This window comes from Castellaniella ginsengisoli (assembly GCF_040955415.1).
In the GTDB taxonomy this organism is placed as follows: Bacteria; Pseudomonadota; Gammaproteobacteria; order Burkholderiales; family Burkholderiaceae_B; genus Castellaniella; species Castellaniella ginsengisoli.
Genome location: NZ_CP158257.1, coordinates 2,094,133 through 2,110,885, shown reverse-complemented (window position 1 = coordinate 2,110,885; position 16,753 = coordinate 2,094,133). Strand labels below are relative to the sequence as shown.

The following is a 16,753-nucleotide window of genomic DNA, read 5'->3' as shown; positions in this document are numbered from 1 at the left end:
GCCCGGCTGCGTCAGGCGCGTGCCACGGGACGCATGGCGTCGGCGCACCACTCGCTCCAGGAACCCGGGTACAGGGCCGAGCCGCGCAGGCCGGCCAGTTCCATGGCGAACAGGTTGTGGCAGGCAGTGATGCCCGATCCGCACTGGTGCACGATGCCGTGGTCCAGCCGGTCGCCCAACAAGGCCTCGAATTCCGCGCGCAATTCGCCGGCCGGCTTGAACCGGCCGTCGGGCGCCAGATTGAGGGCGAACGGCCGGTTCAACGCCCCGGGAATATGCCCCCCGACCGGGTCGATGGGCTCGACCGCGCCGCTGAAGCGTTCGGGGGCGCGGGCATCCAGCACGGTGAAGCGCGGTTCGTCCAGATTGACCAGCACGGCCCGGGCGTCGACGACCGGCATGGACGGCTTGCCCAGGGGCGAAAGCCCCTGGACCGCCTGAGCCTCGCTGAGGGACGGCGCGCGCGCGCCGGTCTCGACCGCGCCGCCAGCCGCCTGCCAGGCGGCCCAACCCCCATCGAGAACCGCGACGGACTCATGGCCCAGCCAGCGCAACATCCACCACAGGTGCGCCGCGAACATGGCGTTGCCGGCATCGTAGACCACCACGTCGGTGCGGGCCGTCAGGCCCTGGGCACGCATCAGGGCGGCAAAATCGGCGCGGTCCGGCAGAGGGTGGCGCCCGTTGCGGCCGGTCTTGAGGGCGCACAATTGGGTTTCGTGGTCCAGGTAGAGGGCGCCGGGCACATGGCCCTCCTCGTAGGCCCGCCGGCCCGCGCCATGGTCGGCCAGATCGTGGCGCACGTCGAAGACCAGGCAGCCCGGCCGGGCCAGGCGTTCTTGCAGCGCCTCAGGCTGAATCAGCAATGTGGTCATGACGGGTTTACCTCCTTTGTGGATATGCCTTGGGACTGCATCGGGGAACCGCTCCCCCGCAAGGCGCGGGCTTCGGTGTGCGTGCGCCAGACCGACAACAGGCCGGAGCCGATGATCAGCGCCATGCCGGCCCAAGCCAGCGGCGCCGGCCGATCCCCCCAGAACAGGACGCCGATCAGCGCGGCAAAGATGATGGTCATGTACTGCAGCGCAGCCGTCAACAGGGTAGACCCCAAGCCGAAAGCCCGGGTCATGGCCAACTGGCCCACCAGCCCCGCCAGCCCCAGTCCGGTCAGCGCCAGGAAAGCCAGGGGCTCGCCGGTGCGCCAGCCCTGCAGCGCGATACCGGCCGCGCCGCTGCAGCAGGCGCCCAGCGAGAACAGCAGCACCGTGCGCCACTCGGGCTCGCCGATCCGGCCCAACTGGCGGATCTGCATCATGGCGATGGCGGCGAATCCGCCCGCCCCCAGGCCCATCAGGGCCGCAAACCATTGATCCTGCGCGATGCTGGGGCGCAACACGCCCAGCACACCCAGAAAACCGGCGAGCACGGCAAGCACACGCACCGGATCGCGCTGGGCACCGCCGAAAAACAACATCCATCCCGCGATGAAAAGCGGCGCCGTGTAATTCAGGCTGATGGCCGTGGGCAGGGCCAGGTGGGACAAGGCGAAAAACCCGAGCCACATGGACAGAATGCCGCTGAGATTGCGCCACAGATGCAGCCGCCAACTGGACGGGCGGATCGTGCGCCGCGTGGCACGCGCCCAGAAGAACAGCAACAGGACGGATGGCAGGCTGCGAAACAGGACGATTTCCGGCAGGGAAGCGTCGGCGTCGGCGGCGACCTTCACGAGGGCCCCCATCACGGCAAACATGGCGCAGGCCAGCAACATCCACAAAGACTGCATGCGTCACCCAGGACAGGGATACGAACCGGAATCCGATACTATACACTTTGATCCTCGTTCTTCTCTTGCAGAGACCCACCTCCTATGAAACGAATCATCCTGTTTCTCGTGACCAACATGGCCGTCATGCTGGTGCTGAGCATCACCATGAATCTCCTGGGCGTCGGTCGCTACCTGACGGCCAACGGCATCGACCCGGCCGCGCTGCTGGTGTTCTCGGCGGTGCTGGGCTTCGCGGGTTCGTTCATCTCGCTGCTGATGAGCAAATGGATGGCCAAATCCAGCACCGGCGCCCGGGTGATCGACCCTCAGCGGCCGCGCGACCAGCGCGAAGCCTGGCTGGTGGCGACCGTCCACCAGTTGGCCGACCGGGCCGGCATCGGCCGGCCCGAGGTCGCCATCTACGAAGGCGCGCCCAACGCCTTTGCGACCGGCGCCTTCCGCAACGATTCCCTGGTGGCGGTGTCCACCGGCCTGCTCTCCTCCATGACCGAAGAGGAAGTCACCGCCGTGCTGGGCCACGAAGTCGCCCACATCGCCAACGGCGACATGGTCACCCTCACCCTGATCCAGGGCGTGGTCAACACCTTCGTCATCTTCCTGTCGCGCCTGGTTGGTTATTTCATCGACCGCGCCGTGCTGAAAAACGACCGAGGCGTCGGCATGGGCTACTACGCCAGCGTCTTCATCTGTGAAATCCTCTTCGGCGTGCTCGCCTCGATCATCGTCGCCTGGTTCTCCCGCCGCCGCGAATTCCGCGCGGACGCGGGCTCGGCCCACCTGCTGGGTTCGCGCGAACCCATGATCCGCGCGCTCGCCCGCCTGGGCGGAGTCGAAGCGGGCGACCTGCCCAAGTCCTTCGCCGCCTCGGGCATCGCGGGCGGCTCGCTGGGCGCTCTGTTCGCCTCGCACCCGCCCATCGAACAGCGCATCGAGGCCCTGCGCCGGCAAGCATCCTAAAGAGAACCCGATGTGCGCGAACTTCAGGTTCTGATCGCCTTTGGCGGCTTCGTCGCCCTGCTGCTGTGGGGCGTGCGCATGGTGCAGACCGGCGTGCAGCGGGCTTTCGGCAAGTCGCTGGGCCTGTGGATGAACCGCGCCATGGGCTCGCCCTCGCGAGCCTTCGGCACGGGACTCCTGGTGACCGCCGCCATCCAGAGCAGCACGGCCACCGGCCTGATGATCACCGGCTTCGCCCTGGACGGCCTGGTGCCGCTGGTGCCGGGGCTGGCCGCCATGCTGGGCGCCAACGTCGGCACCACCCTGATCGTCCAGGCGCTGGCCTTCGATCCCACGGCGCTGGCGCCCGGCCTCATCCTGGCCGGCGTCTGGATGTTTCGCCACTATGAGCCGGGCCGCACCCGCGACCTGGGCCGGGCCCTGATCGGCCTGGGCCTGCTGTTGCTGGCCCTGCACCAACTGGTCACCCTGTTCGAGCCGCTGCAGAAAGCCCCGCTGCTGGGCAGCACCCTGCTCGCCCTGACCGACGCCCCCGTGATCGCCCTGGCGGTGAGCGCCGCGCTGACCTGGGCTTCGCATTCCAGCGTGGCCGTGGTCGTGCTGATCATGTCGCTGGCGCACCACGGCCTGGCGCCGCCCGAGCTTGCCTATGCGCTGGTGTTGGGCGCCAACCTGGGCACCGCCGTCAATCCGGTGCTCGAGGGCGGCGACAACGGCAACCCGGCCGCCCGCCGCGTTCCAATGGGCAATCTGGGCACCCGCATCGCGGGCGGCCTGCTGGGCCTGGCCTTGCTGCCCTGGTCCGGGCCCCTCATGACGGCGCTGGGCGGCGGAGCGCATGGCGTAGCCAATTTTCATCTGCTGTTCAATCTGACGGTCGCCGCCTGCTTCCTGCCCGTATTGCGGCCCTATGCCCGGCTGCTGCAGTGGCTGCTGCCGCCCCGCACCGACCCCCATGATCCGGCCCGCCCCCAGTATCTCGACGAATCCGCCCGCGAGGTCCCCGCAGTGGCCCTGGGCCAGGCCGCCCGCGAGGCCTTGCGCCTGACGGACCTGCTGCGCGAGTCATTGCGCCTGACCGAACAGGCGCTGCTGCGCGAAGATCCCCGGGCGGCCGGCCAGGCACGCTACCTGAACGGCGCCATCAGCCAACTGGACCGGGCGGTGACCACCTATCTGGCGACCCAGGACCAGGAAAGCCTCAGCGCCGAGGACGCGCAATACCTGAAGTCGATCCTGACCTTCTCCATGAACATCGCCCATGCCGCCGACGTCTCCGGCATGGGCCTGCTGGGCCACGCCAGCCGGCTGCACAAGCAGCACTGGGCGCTGGACGCGGAACAGCGGACGGAACTCGTCGAGGTTCTGGCGCGGCTGCAGCGCAATCTGCGCCAGGCCGCCGCCCTGTTCGTCTCGGGCGACCGCACAGTGGCCCGCGCCCTGGCTTTCGAAAAGGAACACTTCCGCGACCTGGAAGCCCGGGCGGCCGAACGCCACCTGGAACGCATCAAGACCGGCCACATCGCCGCAGCCGACATCAGCGCCTTCTACCTGGAGATCCTGCGCGACGCGGGCGGGGTGAATGCCTGCCTGGTCAATGCGGCGGCCTACCCCATCCTGGACCGCCACGGCGAACTGCGCCCCAACCGGCTGCGCAAATCGGAATGAAGCGCCGCCCGGGCGATCTGGCGGCGCCCGTCGGCACTCAGTGGGCGGCGCCCCAGTCGGGGCCCACGCCCACTTCCGCCACCAAGGGCACGGACAGCTCGGCCACCCGGCTCATCAGGGACGGCACCCGTTCGCGCAAGACTTCGACCTCGTCCTCGAGCACGTCGAACACCAGTTCGTCATGGACCTGCATGACCATCAGGCTGCGCAACCCCTCGGCGTCCAGCCAATCCTGGACCGCCACCATGGCCATCTTGATGAGATCGGCCGCCGTGCCCTGCATGGGCGCATTGATGGCGGCCCGCTCGGCGGCGGCCGCGCGCGGCCCCTTGGCGCCCGACAGTTCCGGGAAGTACAGGCGGCGTCCGAACACGGTTTCCACATAGCCCTGCTCGCGGGCCTGCCGGCGGATGCGGTCCATGTAGTCGGCCACGCCGGGATAGCGCATGAAATAGCGATCGATATAGGATTTGGCCGCCGCCCGGGTGATGCCCAGGTTGCTGGCCAAGCCGAATTCGCCCATGCCGTAGATCAGGCCGAAATTGATGGCCTTGGCCGCCCGGCGGTGCTCTGCATCGACCTGATCGGGCGCCAGGCCGAATACCTCGGCGGCCGTGGCGCGGTGGATGTCCTGCCCCTGGGCGAAAGCCCGGCGCAGATTCTCGTCGCCCGAGACATGCGCCATCACACGCAATTCGATCTGCGAATAGTCGGCCGATACGATCTTTCCCAGGCTGGACACGAAAGCCGAGCGCACGCGGCGGCCCTCGGCCGTGCGCACCGGGATGTTCTGCAGATTGGGATCGGACGAAGCCAGCCGCCCCGTCACCACGGCCGCCTGGGCGTAGCGCGTATGCACCCTGCCGGTGCGCGGATCGATCATGCGCGGCAACTTGTCGGTGTAGGTGGATTTCAGCTTGGCGATGCCGCGATAGTCCAGCAGCAGGCGCGGCAGAGGATAGTCGGCCGCCAGCCGGGTGAGGACTTCCTCGTCGGTGGATGGCGCGCCGCCCGCCGTCTTGCGCAGCACCGGCAGTTGCATGCGCTGGAACAGGATTTCACCCAGTTGCTTGGGAGAGTTCAGATTGAAGGGCTGCCCCGCCAGGGCATGGGCCTGCGATTCGAGGTCGATCATCTGGCGGCCCAATTCGTGGCTCTGCGCAGCCAGGACCCCGGCATCGATGGCCACGCCGTTGCGCTCGACGCGCATCAGCGCATCCGAGGTGCGAATTTCCAGCGCGTAGATGCGTTCCAGTCCGGCCTCGGCCTGGACCTGAGGATACAGAACCCGGTGCAGGCGCAGCGTGAAATCGGCGTCCTCGGCGGCGTAATGCGCCGCCTGGTCCAGCGCGACCTCGTCGAAACCGATCTGGCGCGCGCCCTTGCCGCACAGATCCTCATACGTCGTGCCCGTCAGCCCCAGCCACTGGATGCACAGATCCTGCAGATTGACCCGCCGGTGGGACTGCAGCACATAGGCCTGCAGCATGGTGTCGTGCCGCACGCCGCGCAAGGCGACCCCCTCGTTGGCGAATACGTGGGCATCGTACTTGGCATGGTGCAGCAGCTTGGGCGCGGCCGGATCCTCCAGCCAGGGCTTCAGGCGCTCAAGCACCAGGGCGCGATCCAACTGCTCGGGCGTGCCCGGTGCGCGGTGACCCACGGGAATGTAGGCGGCGCTGCCCGGTTCGATGGCGAACGACAGCCCCACCAGGCGGGCGGCCATGGGATCCAGGCTGGTGGTTTCGGTATCCAGGGCCACCAGGGGGGCAGCCCGCAGCCGCGCCAGCCAGCCGTCCAGCGCCGCCTCGTCGAGGATGGTTTCGTAGTGCACGGCGTCGGGCGCAGGCGGCGCCTCGCGCGCGGCGCGCGCATCCTGGGCCGGAATCCGGTCCGGTTCGCCGGTCTCCTCGCGCAGCCAGGTCCGGAAACCGTAGGCTTCGTACAGCTCGACCAGCGTCTTGCGGTCGGGCGCACGCAGATCCAGCGCGCCCGGCTGCCAGGAGGCCTCGAGTTCGCAATCCAGACGGATGGTCAGCAGTTCGCGGGTCAGGGGGAAATTCGGCGCCGCCGCGCGCAGATTCTCGCCGGCCACGCCGCGCACCTCGCCGGCACGGGCGATCAGCGTCTCGATGTCGCCATACTCGCCCAGCCACTTGGCGGCGGTCTTGGGGCCGACCTTGTCCACCCCCGGCACATTGTCCACGGCGTCGCCGGTCAGCATCAGATAGTCCACGACGCGTTCGGGCGGCACACCGAACTTGCGGATCACGCCCTCGCGGTCCTGGCGCTCGCCCGACATGGTGTTGATGAGTTCCACCCGGTCATTGACCAACTGGGCCAGATCCTTGTCGCCCGTCGAAATGATGGTATAAAAGCCGCTTTCGCCCGCCCGGCGCGCCAGGGTGCCGATGATGTCGTCGGCCTCCACGCCCGGCGCCGCGATCACGGTCCAGCCCAGCGCCGCAGCCGCGCGGTGGATCGGCTCGATCTGGCTGCGCAGCTCTTCGGGCATCGACGGCCGATTGGCCTTGTAATCAGGGTAGAGCGTTTCCCGGAACGACCCGCCCGGCGCATCGAACACGCACGCCCCATGGGTTGCCACGTCCTTGTAATCCTGCAATAGCCTCCGTAACATGGAGATGACGCCATACAGGGCTCCGGTGGGTTCTCCCCGCGCATTGCGCAGATCGGGCATCGCGTGAAAGGCGCGGTACAGGTAGCTGGACCCATCCACGAGCAACAAGGTTTTTTTCATGACGGACAATAAAACAAAACGTATTTCAGCCGAACAGCAGATTCCCACGATTATTGCAGAGATGCGTGCGGCGGCTGAGGCTTTCCAGAAAATCGGCCTGGGCGTCAGCCTGTTCGGCAGCGCCCGCATCCCCCGCGACCACCCCTTCTACGCCGTGGGCCTTGAACTGGGCGCGCGCATCGCCCAGTTGGGCCTGCCGGTGATCGCCGGCGGCGGCCCCGGCCTGATGGAAGCCGCCAACCGCGGCGCCTTCGAGTCGGGCGGGCGCAGCATCGGCCTGAATATCCGCCTGCCGCGCGAGAAATCCAACAATCCCTACCAGACCGACAGCCTGGACTTTGAGTACTTCAACTCGCGCAAGTCGGCGTTCTTCATGTACAGCCTGGCCTACGTGGTTCTGCCCGGCGGCTTCGGCACGCTGGACGAGCTCTTCGAAGCGCTCACGCTGGTGCAGACGATGAAGCAGCCGCCCGCGCCCATCATCCTGGTCGGCTCGGCCTTCTGGTCCGGCCTGGTGGACTGGATCCGCGATCAGTTGCTGGCCCACGGCATGATCGGCCCCTTCGATCTGGACCTGCTGCTGGTCACCGACGACCTCGACGAAGTCATCCGCCTCATCCAGGAAGCCGCCCAGATCGAGCAGCGCCGCGAGCCGGCCCTGCCGACCTGATTCCCTCGCACAGGGCGGCCTGTCCCGCCCGCAAAAGACGATCCTAGGGGTAATGCTCGATGCGCCCCGGCAAAAACCTGGGTTAACATCACGCCTTGTTACCGTCGGCCGGCGCCACCCGCCGCCCGGTTCCCCAGGAGAACGATTCGATGAAAACCACCCTGCTTGGCGCCGCGCTGCTGATCGCGGCCGGCCTGATCCCCGCAGTCGGCTCCGCCGCCGACGCCAAAGAACTCAAGATCGCCACCGAAGCCGGCTACCCGCCGTTCGAATATCGCAATCCCAACGGCCAGCTCGAAGGCTTCGACATCGACATCGGCAACGAGGTCTGCAAGCGCCTGAACCGCACCTGCGTGTGGATCGACCAGTCGTTCGACAGCCTCATCCCGGGCCTGCAGGCGCGCAAATTCGACCTGGCCAACTCCACCATGACCGCCACCGAAGCACGGAAAAAAGTCATCGACTTCTCCACACCGATGTACATCGTGCCCGTCAAGCTGATGGTCAAGAAGGGCAGCGGCCTGGAACCGACCGCCGAATCCCTCAAGGGCAAGCGCGTCGGCGTCCAGCAAGGCACCACGATGGAAACCTACGCCCGCAAGCATTGGGCGCCCAAAGGCGTCGAAGTCGTCTCCTACCCCAGCTACACGAATGCCTACGTGGACGTGACGGCCGGCCGCCTGGATGCCACCTTCCAAGAGGCGCAAAGCGCAGTCGAAGGGTTCCTGAACAAGCCCGAGGGCGCCGACTACGAGCTCGCCGCCATGATGCTCGATGATCCGATCCTGAACGAACCCATCGCCATGGGTATCCGCAAGGGCAATGCGCTCAAGGCCGACGTGGACAAGGTCCTCAAGGCCATGCTGGCCGACGGCACGATCCAGGGTTACGCGAAAAAATACTTCGCCGAAGGTCTGATCCGCTTCCCCGCCCAGTAATCCCGCGCCATGCCGCCTGACCACGCCCACGGGCCCGGTTTCCGCCGGGGCAACCCGGCGGCGCGGGCCCCAGGCGGCGTGGCCGGTTTTCCCGAACCCGGGCGCCGCCACCCCGGCGCACGCGCCAGGGCGGCTCGTTCCTTCGCTGATCCCCGATTTCCATGTTTCTAGACGGCTACGGTCCCCTGCTGCTGGCAGGGACCTGGGTCACCATCAAGCTGGCGCTGCTGTCCCTGGCCGTCGCCGTGGGGCTGGGGCTGCTGGGCGCCTCGGCCAAACTGTCGGCCTCGTGGGGTGCGCGCCTGGTCGCCACGGCCTATACCACCCTGATCCGCGGCGTGCCCGACCTGGTGCTGATGCTGCTGATTTTCTTCAGCATGCAGATCTACCTGAACGACCTGACCGACCTGCTCGGCCTGGACCCGATCGACATCGATCCTTTCGGTGCCGGCGTGCTGACGCTGGGTTTCATCTATGGCGCCTACTTCGCCGAGACCTTCCGGGGCGCTTTCATGGCCGTGCCCCACGGCCAGATGGAAGCCGCCACGGCTTACGGCATGCGCCAACTCCAGGTCTTCCGCCGCGTCCTGTTTCCGCAGATGATGCGCCATGCACTGCCCGGCATCGGCAACAACTGGCAAGTCCTGTTGAAATCCACCGCCCTGGTGTCCCTGATCGGCCTGACCGACCTGGTCAAGGTCGCCCAGGACGCCGGCAACGTCACCTTCCGGGTGTTCCTGTTCATCAGCCTGACCGGCCTGATCTACCTGGCCCTGACCACCGTGTCCAACGGCATCCTGTACTGGCTGAACCGGCGCTACAGCGTGGGCGTGCGCGAGGCGCAGCTATGATCGACGTCCTCGAGCAATTCTGGCGCGGCTACCTATACGCCAGCAACGGCAGCCCGTCGGGCATGGCCGTCACTTTGTGGCTGCTGGTGCTGTCGGTGTCGACGGGATTCTTCATCTCCATCTTCCTGGCCGTGGCGCGAGTTTCCTCGCGCCGCTGGCTGTCGATCCCCCTGTGGGCCTTTGGCTACGTCTTTCGCGGCACGCCGCTGTACGTGCAGATCCTGTTCATCTACGCTGGCGTCTACAGCCTGGATTTCGTGAAGAATACCGCGACCCTGGCGGCTTTCTTCCAGAGCGGTTTCAACTGCCTGGTGCTGGCCCTGACGCTGAACACCGTTGCCTACACCACGGAAATCTTCGCCGGCGCGATCCGCGCCACCAGCGCCGGCGAGATCGAGGCCGCGCGCGCCTACGGCATGACGCGCTTTGCCATGTACCGCCGGGTGATCCTGCCGTCCGCCCTGCGCCGCGCGCTGCCGGCCTACAGCAACGAGGTGATCCTGATGCTGCACGCCACGTCCCTGGCCTTCACCGCCACCGTGCCCGACATCCTCAAGATCGCACGGGACGCCAATTCGGCCACCTACCAGACCTTCGCCGCCTACGGCCTGGCCGCTCTGCTCTACCTGTGCCTGTCGTTTACACTGATCGGGCTGTTCCGCCGCTTCGAGCGCCGCACGCTGGCCTACCTGGGCACCCGCCGCTAGGGCCTGTTCATCTTAATCCCATGTCCAAACTCGACGTACTCAACATCTACAAGCGCTACGGCGACAATGAAGTCCTCAAGGGCGTCTCCCTGACGGCCAACGCCGGCGACGTCATCTGCATCCTGGGCTCCAGCGGCTCGGGCAAGTCGACCTTCCTGCGCTGCATCAACTTCCTGGAGAAGCCCAACCAGGGCTCGGTATCGCTGAACGGCGAATTGCTGAAGATCGTCCACGACAAGCACGGCGAACCCCACGCCGCCGACCTGGACCAGCTCCGCCGCCTGCGCTCGAAGCTGGCGATGGTGTTCCAGCACTTCAATCTGTGGGCGCACATGAACGTACTGGGCAATGTGATCGAGGCTCCGATCCAGGTACTGAAGCTCAGCCGGGCCGAGGCCGTCGAACGGGCGCGCCACTACCTGGCCAAGGTCGGCCTGGACCCCAAGGTCGAAACCCAGTATCCCTCGTCCTTGTCGGGCGGCCAGCAGCAACGCGTGGCCATCGCCCGCGCCCTGGCCATGGAACCCGAGGTCATGCTGTTCGACGAGCCCACGTCCGCCCTTGACCCCGAGCTCGTGGGAGAAGTGCTCAAGGTCATGCAGAAACTGGCCGAGGAAGGCCGCACCATGCTGGTCGTCACGCACGAAATGGGTTTCGCCCGCAACCTGGCATCCCAGGTCATGTTCCTGCATCAGGGCGTGGCGGAAGAGGTCGGCACCCCGGCCGACCTCTTCGACAACCCCCAAAGCCCCCGCCTGCGGCAGTTCCTGTCGGGAAATTTGAAGTAGGCCTCAGAACCGCCGCCGCATCACCCGGTGCGCAATCCCCGCGTCCATGAAGGTTCCGCCCTCCTCCACGAAACCGTGACGGGCGTAGAACGGCCGGGCATGCAGTTGGGCATCCAGCACGACCTCGGTATCGCCCCGGCGGCGGGCTGCGTTCATCAACGTCGTCAGCAGCAGCGAACCCACCCCCTGGCCGCGCCAGGAGCGGCGCACGGCCATGCGGCCGATATGGCCGTCGGGCAGCAGGCGGCCGGTGCCGATGGCCTGCCCATCAGAGTCATAGACGACGGCATGCAGGCACTGCGCATCACGGTCGTCCAGCTCCTCTTGCGGCGGCACCTGTTGCTCCTGGACGAAGACCTCGAAGCGGATGCGGCCGGCGTCGGCGCCCAGTGCCGCCCAACTGCCCGTGAGAGTGCGGCGTTGCGCAGCGCCCGACCCCATGGGTGGCAAAGGCTCCGCATCCGCCAGGGCGAACGCCAGCACCTCGGGCAACCATTCGGCGAAATCCGAAAGCCCGTGGTCGCCGCCTTCGATGATGCGCTGCCGGCAACCGGTAAAACGATCCCGCATTTCCCGCCAGTCCAGGACCTCGTCGCCGGTGGCGGCCAGCAGGAAATACCGTTCGGGGCGCGTCAGCACTGGGATGTCGGCCTCGGCCCGGGCCAGTTCGTCCACATGGCCAGGCAGGAATTCGAACGGCTCGCCGCCGTGGAAAGTGCGATGCGAGCCGACCTGGGTCGCCAGATCGCGCGCCGCATGGACGACGGGATTGAGCAGTACGGCGCGGCAACTCAGGCGTTCGGCCAGCCAGGTGGCGTAGAAACCGCCCAGGGACGAACCGATGACGGTCAGGCGGGCCGCCGCCTCGCCCCGCACCGGCACGGCCCCCCGGTGTTCGCCCCGGAATGCCGCCTCGGCGTTCAGGCCCGCCTCGGCCAGGTCGAGCGCCAGTTGCAACGCGGCGGCCGGGCTGGCGGGCAGTTGCGGGCAATGCCAGGCGGCGGCCAGGCCGCGCTCGGTCATGGCCTGGGCCATCAGACGGGCTTTGAGGGAATCGGGGGAAGAGCGGAATCCGTGCAGATAGAGAATCATGGCGTCCAGGCGAGGCGGTCCGGGCATCCGGTGGCGCGCGACGGAGCCTCGCATCTTATTGTAAGCAGCCCGGCGCGAAGCCGCCGGCGCCCGGCCCGCCGCATGCCAGGCAGACCGGATCGATCGCCCGGGCACGGCGCAACGCGGTAAGATCGGTGACTCCTTCCCCACGATTCCAGCCTTGTCCCGCCATGCCGCTTTTCGAACCGGTCAGCACGCTGCGCCGCTATGACGGCCAGGCCCACGTCCACATCCATGATCATGCCCAGGTCATGGTGCCGCTGGCCGGCCGCATGGATCTGGAAGTGGACGGACATGCCCTGTTCACCGACCCCTCCTGCGGGATGCTGATTCCGGCGGGCGCTCGGCACGCCTATTGTGCCGAGCCCGGCACCCGCATCCTGGTGATCGACGCGCCCGAATCGACCGGCCTGGAGCGGCTGCGCCGCTTCGCCCTGACACCCGCCTGCCGCACGCTGGGCAGCCTGGGCGACCCCAGGCTGCAGTTGGCCCTGCTGCTGGATCTGCCCACCGTGCTGTCCTCGCGCCGGGGTCTGGACCTGGCGCAACTGGACGCCGCCCTGGCTTCGGCGCTGCACGAGCCCTGGCCCACGGCCCGCATGGCGCGGCTGTTCCATCTCAGTCCGCAACGGTTCCATGCCCGGCTGGTGGAACTGACCGGCCGGGCGCCGGGCGGCTACCTGCGCGCCCTGCGGCTGGAGCACGCCGGCCGGATGCTGGCCCGCGGCGCGACACTGGAAGCCGTGGCTGCCCGGGTCGGCTACCGCTCCGGCAGCGCCTTGGCCTTTGCACTGCGGCGCGACCGGGGCGTGGGCGCGCGCGCATTGCGCCGGCCGGCCCCCTGATCACCGCCAAGGCTGCGCGCCGACGACACCGCTCGCCACCCTAGGCCCGGGCCGCGTCCGCCTGCGCCACCACAAGCATTTCTCGACAAATCCCCACGCTCGCGCTGCCATCATCACAGCATGAGCACGACATCGACCTCCCCCTCATCCGCCATCATCCGGCCCGCCCACGGCATTGCGCTGGTGCTGTGCGCCGGCATGCTGTGGGGCGCCACGGGCACGGCGCAGAGCTTTTCCAACAGCGCCTTGTCCCCCTACTGGGTCGGCGCCCTGCGCCTGGGCGTAGCAGCCCTCTTCTTCCTGGCCTATGCCGGATCGACCCATGGGCTGCCGCACCTGCTCCGCCAGCTCGCGGCCCTGGACTGGCGCCGCGCCGTCTGGGCGGGCGCCTGCATGGCGGCCTACAACCTGACGTTTTTCGCCGGCGTGAAGGCCACGGGCGTGGCGGTGGGCACGGCGCTGGCCATCGGCAGCGGTCCGATCTGGGCCGGCCTGCTGCAATTGGCGGGCGGCAGGCGGCCCGGCCTGGACTGGTGGACGGGCACGCTGCTGGCGGTCTGCGGCGGCGTGCTGCTGGTGCTCGGCCGCGGCGGCGACATCCAGGCCGATCCGCTGGGCATCGTGCTATGCCTGGCCTCGGGCCTGACGTACGCGCTCTATACCCTGCTGAACAAGCGGCTGGTGGACCGTTCCGCGCCGGCCGTCACCACGCTGGGCGTGTTCCTGGTGGGCGCCCTATTGGCCCTGCCCGCAGCCGGATTCTGGGCCGGGCCGCTGCAGATCACAGTTTCGGGTTGGCTGGTGGTGGGGTTTCTGGGGGTGGCCTCGACCGGAATCGCCTATCTGCTGTTCACCACCGGATTGCGCAGCATCAGCGCCGCCACCGGCGTATCGCTGGCCCTGATGGAACCGGTCACCGCCTTCCTGCTGGCGCTGGCGGTGGTGGGCGAGCGCCCCGGTGTCCTGGCCTATGCCGGCCTGGCGGCGCTGCTGGCCGGGCTGGCCCTGGTGATCCGGGCCGAAACCCGATGAGGCAGACTCGCCAGGCCGTGCGGCCCGATCAGGCCGATTCGCGCAGGCTGCGGCGGCGCTCGTGCTCCTGCAGATAGCGCTTGCGCAGGCGGATCGACTTGGGCGTGACTTCGACCAGTTCGTCGTCGGAGATGAACTCGACGGCGTATTCCAGGTTCAGCGCGATGGGCGGCACCAGGTCGATGTGCTCGTCCTTGCCGGAAGCGCGCACGTTGGTCAGCTTCTTTTCCTTGATCGGGTTGACCACCAGGTCGTTGTCCCGCGAATGGATGCCGATGATCATGCCTTCGTAGACCGGGTCCTGGGGCGAGACGAACATGCGGCCGCGTTCCTGCAGCTTCCACAGCGCATAAGCCACGGCGGTGCCGTCGTCCTGGCTGATCAGCACGCCGTTGCGGCGCTCGCCCACCCCGCCTTCGCGCACCGGCGCGTAGTCGTCGAAAATGTGGCTCATCAGGCCGGTGCCGCGCGTCAGCGTCAAGAATTCACTCTGGAAGCCGATCAGGCCCCGCGCGGGGATGCGGTATTCCAGGCGGGTGCGGCCGCGGCCATCGGGCTGCATGTCCTGCAGATCGCCCTTGCGCCGGCCCAGCTCTTCCATGACGCCGCCCTGGTGCGTATCTTCCACGTCCACGGTCAGCAATTCATAGGGTTCGCACTTCACGCCGTCGATGTCCTTGAACATCACACGCGGCCGCGAAACCGCCAGCTCGTAGCCCTCGCGGCGCATGTTTTCCAGCAGGATGGTCAGATGCAGTTCGCCCCGGCCGCAGACCTCGAACACGGTGTCGTCGTCGGTATCGTTCACGCGCAGGGCGACGTTGGACTTCAACTCGCGGTCCAGGCGGTCGCGCAACTGCCGGCTGGTGACGAACTTGCCTTCGCGCCCGGCCAGGGGCGAGGTGTTGACCATGAAGTTCATGGTCAGCGTCGGCTCGTCGATGCGCAGCATCGGCAACGCCTCGGGCACCGCCGGGTCCATCAGGGTGCAACCGATGCCGATATCCTCGATGCCGTTGATCAGCACGATGTCGCCGGCTTCGGCGCCTTCCACCAGCTCGCGTTCCAGGCCCTTGAATTTCAGCACCTGATTGACACGGCCCTTGAAGGCCTCGCCCTCGGGGCCGAACTTCACGGCCACGTCCTGGCCCGCGCGGATGCGGCCCCGGTTGATTCGGCCCACGCCGATCTTGCCGACGTAACTGCTGTAGTCCAGGGAAATGATCTGCAGTTGCAGAGGGCCGTCGGCATCGTCGTCGCGCTGCGGCACGTACTGCAGGATGGCGTCGAACAAGGGACGCATGGTGCCGGAGCGCACATCGTCGGTCAGGCCGGCGTAACCTGACAGGCCCGAGGCGTAGATCACCGGGAAATCCAGTTGCTCTTCCGTGGCGCCCAGCTTGTCGAACAAGTCGAAGGTGGCATTGACCACATAATCCGGACGCGCGCCCGGCCGGTCCACTTTGTTGACCACCACGATGGGCTTGAGGCCCAACGCCAGCGCCTTGCGCGTCACGAAGCGAGTCTGCGGCATCGGCCCTTCGACGGCATCGACCAGCAGCAGCACGCCGTCGACCATCGACAACACGCGCTCGACCTCGCCGCCGAAGTCGGCGTGGCCCGGGGTATCGATGATGTTGATGTGCGTGCCTTCGTATTCGACCGCGCAGTTCTTGGCCAGAATGGTGATGCCGCGCTCGCGCTCGATATCGCCAGAATCCATGACCCGCTCGGACACCTGCTGATTGTCGCGGAAGGTGCCGGACTGGCGCAGCAGTTGGTCGACGAGAGTGGTCTTGCCATGGTCCACGTGGGCAATGATGGCCACGTTGCGCAAAGCTCGTTTCATAGAATGTTTTCCTCGGTGGAAGCACCGGCCGGACGCAGACCGTCCGGCAAGGCGTGTAAAGGGATCAGCGCCGTCGCCGGCGACTCCATGGCTTGCAGGGCTTCCAGCCCCACGGCCTGTTCAATCGGGAACGGCCCGACAGCGGTGCGCCGCAGGGCCGACAGATGCGCCAGGCAACCCAGGCGGCGGCCGATGTCCTGCGCCAGGGTGCGCACATAAGTACCCTTGCTGCAGTGCACCCTCAGCCGGGCGGTCCGGCCCTCGCAAGCCAGCAGGTCCAAGGCGTGAATCACGATCCTGCGCGGCGGACGCTCCAGCTCGATCCCCTGGCGCGCGTACTCATACAAGGGCTTGCCGTCGCGCTTGAGCGCCGAGATCATGGGCGGAATCTGCTCGATCTCGCCCCGGAACGCTGTCAGCGCGGCTTCGAGCGCGGCAGCGTCCACGCCGCCGAAATCCGCGGGGGCGCGCGCCGTGATATGCCCCGTGAGGTCGCCGCTGTCGGTTTCCTCGCCGAAAGTCAGCGTCGCCTCGTAGACCTTGTCGGCCTCCAGCATGGCGGCGGAGATTTTCGTCGCCCGGCCGAAACAGCAGATCAGCAGGCCCGTGGCGAAGGGGTCCAGCGTTCCGGTGTGGCCCGCCTTGCGGGCATCGACCGTCCGTTTGGCGCGCTGCAGCGCATGGTTGCTCGACAGGCCCTCCGGTTTGTCCAGCAACAGGACTCCGTCGAGCATCTGCCCGCGTCGGGAAGCCATCGTTCAATCCGTCCAGATGAGTGACGACCGCCC

The 16,753-nt window shown here is 67.5% G+C and carries 15 protein-coding genes and 1 pseudogene; 9 read left to right on the top strand and 7 right to left on the bottom strand.

From position 1 onward, the window contains the following. Positions 1-11: 11 nt before the first annotated feature. Positions 12-875: a sulfurtransferase gene (locus tag ABRZ00_RS09990; protein WP_368642117.1), complete on the bottom strand. Its 864-nt coding sequence runs from the start codon at positions 873-875 to the stop codon at positions 12-14. Then, positions 872-1,786 carry a DMT family transporter gene (locus ABRZ00_RS09985; RefSeq protein ID WP_343838832.1) on the bottom strand — a complete coding sequence of 305 codons (915 nt, stop codon included), beginning with the start codon at positions 1,784-1,786 and terminating at the stop codon, positions 872-874. Before ABRZ00_RS09985 ends, ABRZ00_RS09990 begins: the two co-directional genes overlap by 4 nt. A gap of 84 nt (positions 1,787-1,870) precedes the next feature. Between ABRZ00_RS09985 and htpX the strand changes: the two genes are divergently transcribed. Together htpX and ABRZ00_RS09975 are read left to right on the top strand one after the other, a co-directional pair. Next, entirely contained in the window at positions 1,871-2,746 is an 876-nt protein-coding gene (gene htpX, locus ABRZ00_RS09980) for a protease HtpX (protein ID WP_343838830.1), read from the top strand. Positions 2,747-2,758: 12 nt separating this feature from the next. Next, positions 2,759-4,414, top strand: coding sequence for a Na/Pi cotransporter family protein (locus ABRZ00_RS09975; RefSeq protein WP_368647686.1), 1,656 nt, complete (start codon positions 2,759-2,761; stop codon positions 4,412-4,414). Between the two features lie 37 nt (positions 4,415-4,451). Here the strand turns inward: ABRZ00_RS09975 and polA are convergent, their stop codons facing one another. Beyond that, positions 4,452-7,172, bottom strand: a complete 2,721-nt coding sequence (polA, locus tag ABRZ00_RS09970; RefSeq protein WP_368642119.1) for a DNA polymerase I — start codon at positions 7,170-7,172, stop codon at positions 4,452-4,454. Here polA and ABRZ00_RS09965 point away from each other — a divergent pair. From ABRZ00_RS09965 to ABRZ00_RS09945, 5 genes are all read left to right on the top strand, one after another. Next, a complete protein-coding gene (locus ABRZ00_RS09965; RefSeq protein WP_368642120.1) occupies positions 7,171-7,842 on the top strand; it encodes a TIGR00730 family Rossman fold protein in 672 nt (223 codons plus the stop codon). The genes polA and ABRZ00_RS09965 overlap by 2 nt on opposite strands. Positions 7,843-7,991: 149 nt before the next feature. Further along, a complete protein-coding gene (locus ABRZ00_RS09960; RefSeq protein ID WP_343838822.1) occupies positions 7,992-8,780 on the top strand; it encodes a transporter substrate-binding domain-containing protein in 789 nt (262 codons plus the stop codon). A gap of 161 nt (positions 8,781-8,941) precedes the next feature. Further along, entirely contained in the window at positions 8,942-9,631 is a 690-nt protein-coding gene (locus tag ABRZ00_RS09955; RefSeq protein WP_368642121.1) for an ABC transporter permease, read from the top strand. After that, positions 9,628-10,338, top strand: a complete 711-nt coding sequence (gene hisM, locus ABRZ00_RS09950) for a histidine ABC transporter permease HisM (protein ID WP_368642122.1) — start codon at positions 9,628-9,630, stop codon at positions 10,336-10,338. Before ABRZ00_RS09955 ends, hisM begins: the two co-directional genes overlap by 4 nt. Positions 10,339-10,358: 20 nt before the next feature. Further along, a complete protein-coding gene (locus tag ABRZ00_RS09945; RefSeq protein WP_368642123.1) occupies positions 10,359-11,126 on the top strand; it encodes an ABC transporter ATP-binding protein in 768 nt (255 codons plus the stop codon). Positions 11,127-11,129: 3 nt separating this feature from the next. Here the strand turns inward: ABRZ00_RS09945 and ABRZ00_RS09940 are convergent, their stop codons facing one another. Beyond that, positions 11,130-11,567: a GNAT family N-acetyltransferase gene (locus tag ABRZ00_RS09940; RefSeq protein WP_368642755.1), complete on the bottom strand. Its 438-nt coding sequence runs from the start codon at positions 11,565-11,567 to the stop codon at positions 11,130-11,132. Between the two features lie 24 nt (positions 11,568-11,591). Beyond that, positions 11,592-12,218: pseudogene (locus tag ABRZ00_RS09935) on the bottom strand (YqiA/YcfP family alpha/beta fold hydrolase); the annotation flags it as partial. Positions 12,219-12,409: 191 nt separating this feature from the next. Here ABRZ00_RS09935 and ABRZ00_RS09930 point away from each other — a divergent pair. Together ABRZ00_RS09930 and ABRZ00_RS09925 are read left to right on the top strand one after the other, a co-directional pair. After that, complete coding sequence (locus tag ABRZ00_RS09930; protein ID WP_368642124.1) at positions 12,410-13,084, top strand: helix-turn-helix domain-containing protein; 675 nt, start codon at positions 12,410-12,412, stop codon at positions 13,082-13,084. Between the two features lie 120 nt (positions 13,085-13,204). Continuing rightward, positions 13,205-14,116 (top strand): DMT family transporter, encoded by a 912-nt coding sequence (locus ABRZ00_RS09925; protein WP_368642125.1) that lies wholly within the window; start codon positions 13,205-13,207, stop codon positions 14,114-14,116. Between the two features lie 28 nt (positions 14,117-14,144). Here ABRZ00_RS09925 and typA read toward each other — a convergent pair whose 3' ends face one another. Beyond that, positions 14,145-15,965 (bottom strand): translational GTPase TypA, encoded by a 1,821-nt coding sequence (gene typA / locus ABRZ00_RS09920; RefSeq protein WP_368642126.1) that lies wholly within the window; start codon positions 15,963-15,965, stop codon positions 14,145-14,147. Then, entirely contained in the window at positions 15,962-16,720 is a 759-nt protein-coding gene (truB, locus tag ABRZ00_RS09915) for a tRNA pseudouridine(55) synthase TruB (protein WP_368639349.1), read from the bottom strand. The genes typA and truB overlap by 4 nt, the downstream gene beginning before the upstream one ends. Between the last annotated feature and the right edge of the window lie 33 nt (positions 16,721-16,753).